The organism is Gordonibacter pamelaeae 7-10-1-b, from assembly GCF_000210055.1.
GTDB classification, from domain to species: Bacteria; Actinomycetota; Coriobacteriia; order Coriobacteriales; family Eggerthellaceae; genus Gordonibacter; species Gordonibacter pamelaeae.
Genome location: NC_021021.1, coordinates 3,373,756 through 3,377,693, shown reverse-complemented (window position 1 = coordinate 3,377,693; position 3,938 = coordinate 3,373,756). Strand labels below are relative to the sequence as shown.

The 3,938-nt window shown below is 63.4% G+C and carries 4 protein-coding genes; all 4 read right to left on the bottom strand.

Features of this window, described 5'->3' with window-relative positions; translation table 11 throughout:
- The coding region (locus GPA_RS15515; RefSeq protein WP_041239781.1) for a molybdopterin-dependent oxidoreductase at positions 1-495 on the bottom strand (495 nt) is incomplete at its 3' end.
- A 25-nt stretch (positions 496-520) separates the two neighbouring features.
- Entirely contained in the window at positions 521-1,894 is a 1,374-nt protein-coding gene (locus GPA_RS15510; RefSeq protein ID WP_156791085.1) for an MFS transporter, read from the bottom strand.
- Between the two features lie 75 nt (positions 1,895-1,969).
- Positions 1,970-2,305 (bottom strand): 4Fe-4S dicluster domain-containing protein, encoded by a 336-nt coding sequence (locus GPA_RS15505; RefSeq protein ID WP_015540446.1) that lies wholly within the window; start codon positions 2,303-2,305, stop codon positions 1,970-1,972.
- Between the two features lie 15 nt (positions 2,306-2,320).
- On the bottom strand, positions 2,321-3,938 hold a 1,618-nt coding region (locus GPA_RS15500), incomplete at its 5' end, for a molybdopterin-containing oxidoreductase family protein (protein ID WP_156791186.1).

The window sequence follows — 3,938 nt, the reverse complement described above, 5'->3', positions numbered from 1 at the left end:
GGCCACGACCGTGCGGGGGCCGTAGCAAGAGCCGCCGCTCATCGAGAACGAGCAGTTCGGCGTCTTGAAGCAGGCCTGGGCCATGGGTGGTGCGTAGAGCGTCGCCTCGCGACCGGTTCCCTGGAACAGGTAGATGGCCTCCGGGCCGTAATTCGCCCAGATCTTCCTCACCTCGCGCTCGAGGATGTCGAGTGCCTCGTCCCAGGTTATGCGCTCCCAGGCGTCCTTGCCGCGGTCCTCCCGTGCGCGCTTCATGGGGTATCTTATGCGGTTAGGGCTCTCGATGAAGTCCTTCATCGCCAAGCAGCGCGGGCACAGGCGCCCCTGGCTAATGGGGTGGTCGGGATCGCCCTCCACCTTCACGAACTTGCCGTCCTTGTCGGTGTAGATGAACATGCCGCAGCCGACGGGGTGGTCGCCCGGCGGGGACCACCCGCAGGTGCGTACCCTGATAAGCTCGCCCTCGTCACTTTTCCACGTGGTTTCCATGGTCATAGCCTTTCTCCTTTCATCGTCATTGTCATTCGTTTGCCGTGCGGTTTGAAACCGTGGTATCGCCGCAAAGGTCCTCCAGGGCAACCCCCTTCGTCTCCGTCTTGATGAGCAGCTTCGTGAAGAGGGCGGCCAGGCACAGCGGCACCAGGACCCCGACGAGCACGGTCGAGAACGTCGAACCCGACTCCAAGGCGCCGCCTATCGCCATGGGTGTGATGAAGCCTCCGATGCGCGCCACCGTGGTCACGCAGGCCTGTCCGGTCGCCCTGATCTCGGTGGGGTAGGCCTCGATCGTTATCGGCGCGGGCGACATGTAGGCGTAGTTGATGGCGAACCCCATGAGCGCGCAGGCGGGGATCATCAGGCCGCCGAAGCCGAACACCGCCGTGAACGCCACCGCCAGACCGGCGAGGAGAAATGCCATGTATGCGCTCCTGATCCTACCAAGCCGGTCGGCCGCCAACCCCGCCACCACGGCGCCCGCGCAGCCCAGCAGGTTCATGAGCGTGGTATAGCCGTAGCTCGCGCCGACCGAGTAGCCGCTCTGGAGCAAGACCGTGGGCATCCAGTTCGTCAGCCCGTACGAAAGGGCGCAGGTGGTGAAGGCAACCAGCCAGATGCCCACGGTCGTCTTCAGGTACTTTTTCGACACGAGCGCCCGAAGCTGCCCGCCGCCTTCCGCGTTGGGTACCTCGATCTCGTCGACGGTGTAGCCACCTTCCTTCGGAGCGTCGAGCGAGGCGTTGATTGCGTTCACGATGCCGAGCGCCTCTTGCGTCCTACCCTTGCTCAACAGCCATTGGACCGACTCCGGCATGACAAAGTGCATGAGCACCCCGTACAGGAAGGGAAAGCCGCCAACGAGATAGCACATGCGCCAGCCGAAATTCGGGACCACGAACATAGCCGTCAGCCCTGCAAGAACCCAGCCTGCCATCATGAACGTCTTGGTCGCGGTGATGTAGGCTCCGCGGTGCCTGGTGGGGGCGAACTCGGAGACGAGCGTGACGCTCAGCGGGATGACGGCACCTATACCGATGCCCGACATGATCCTGCACACGGCGAATGCATCATAGGTGGTCACGAAGAACACCGGCACCGTGAGAAGTGCGTAGAGCATGATGCTCGCGTTCATGACGTGCTTGCGGCCGTACCGGTCGGCAAGGTATCCTGACAGGAAGCCGCCTACAAGCATACCCAGAAGGCTGAACGAAGCCAAACTCCCCGTTGCGATGAAGCCCAGCTGCATTTCCTCGGTGATCTGAGGCATCGTGAACGATACGATCATATAGTCGAACCCGTCGAACACCATGGCGAGCCCGACCAGCATCAATATCCGTGCGGAAAACCTCCCTCCTCCCGGCTGCTCGATGATATCCGAAACGTAGACCTTCCCCACGGCAAAACCCCCTTGGTCGTTCGATGCGGGGCCGTGCGACGGCCCCGCCAGGCCTCTTGCCCTTGTGCGTGCCGGCTACGGCATGAAGCACGCCACGCCGTCCCCGAGCTCGGCCATGCGCCGAGGCAGCTCCTCGAGGGGCACTGCCTCCATGCACTTGGCCAGGCAGTGGTGGACGCAGGCGGGCGCCTTGCCCTCCTCGAGCCTCGAGGCGCATAGGTCGCACAACGACGAGGGCACGGGCACGTAGTTCCAGTACCACGCGCCCGCAAGGCGCTCGGGCCCGAACTCGGCGAGCTTGACGCCCCACTCCTCTTGGGACGCTATGGCCTTCTCTTGACGGCAGGCCACTTCGCAGCTGTGGCAGCCGGTGCAATACTTGTAGTCGATGATCAGCGCATGTTTCTTCATGGATATCACCTTATCCTAACCCTGATGGATGGTTTCGTAGCTGAGGGGCTGCGGAGCCCCGCCCGTCATGCTCTCCGGCCCGCGGCTCTCGCGTGGCACGTAGGATTCGGGTGCCCCCTTCGCCGCGTCGTAGCCGTCGACTTTGTAGATCTTTGCGAGCACGTTCTTGTAGGGGGCGCCGTAGCCTGTCGCGCCCACCTTGTACATGGGCACGAGCTTGTTGATGTTCGACTTCCACACTCCGTACAGCTCGGGGTATTCGGGATCGTCCTCGGGGTACCACCAGCCGTGCTCTGCATGGACAACCCGCTCCGGCACCTCATTGGAGACGCGCGCCCTTTCCACGCACTTGCCCAAAGGGTTCTCGATGCACACGTAGTCGCCCGCCTTGATGCCGTGGGCGGCTGCCGTCTTCGGGTTGATGGTGACGAGCGGGTCGGGATGCAACGACCGCAGGGACGGGATCTGGCGATGCTCGGAATGGAAGGAGACGAAGCTGCGGCCGCCGGTGGTCAGCACGAGCGGGTACTCCTCGTAGAGGTCGGGGGTGCTGTAGGGGCTCATGGCCGGTTCCATGAAGTACGGCAGGGCGTCCTCGCCGAAATCGTCGTAGATTGACGAGCTCACCTCTATGAGCCCGGTCGGCGTGTTGAAGCCGGGCTCGCCGTCGGGGCGGAGCAGGCCCTTCTCATACTTGCGGTACTCGAACGGCTGCTGGAACGCCCCGTATTCCCGTAGCTCTTTGAAGCCCCAGTCATACTGCGTGTGTATCTGGGCGTCGAAGAACTCCTCGACGCTCTCCCACGGCCATGCCTCGGGGTTGAGGCGCTTGCCCACGAGCAGGTCGATCTCCAGATCCGACTTCGCCTCGCCCGGATCGACCGCCGCGTTCATAGCCCCCAGAAAATGGGTGTTCCGGCCGAAATGGGGGAGTACGAAGCCGTCGTGCTCCGGGAAGAAGCTCACAGGCAGGACAAGGTCGCACAGGCCCATGATGGTGGGTGTCATGAAGCAGTCCTGTGCGGCGTTGAAGTCCATCTTCATGATGCCGTTGTACCAGCGCTCGGGCTCGGCGTAGCAGGTTGGCGCAATGGGATTCGAGGCATAGAAGTAGAACATATGGAAGGCGTACGGCTCGCCGGTTTCCAGTGTGGTCAGCACGGAGTCGGGGTGGGCGTAGGGGCCGGTGGCGTACGCAGGATGGTCGTCCTTCGCATCGATGCGCTTCTTCTCGACGTCCTTCCCGACGAACTGCATGGTCTCGTAGGTCCACCTGCCCAGGAAACTGGAGGGCAGCGCAAGCGTGATGCCGCCCGGCACATCCATGTACCCGCAGATAGCTCCGATGGCCAGGAGGGCCTGCCCTGCCTGGGCGCCGTTCTGCTGGGTGTCGATGGCGAGCCCCCACATGATGGACGAGGGCGCGTTCGTCGCGAAGGCGCGCGCCGCGCCGCGTATGACGTCGGCGGGCACCCAGGTGATGTTCTCTGCCCATTCGGGCGTCGTGCCCTGCACACGATCGGCCAGCTCGTCGAGCCCGAACACCCAGTTGTCGCAGAAGTCGTGATCATAGAGGTCCTCCCCGATGATCACGTTCAGCATCGCGAGGCCGATGGCGGCATCGGTTCCCGGG

Bases quoted from the DNA above. Each gene is read 5' to 3' on its own strand.
- GPA_RS15505 (WP_015540446.1), bottom strand. From the start codon at position 2,305: ATGAAGAAACATGCGCTGATCATCGACTACAAGTATTGCACCGGCTGC.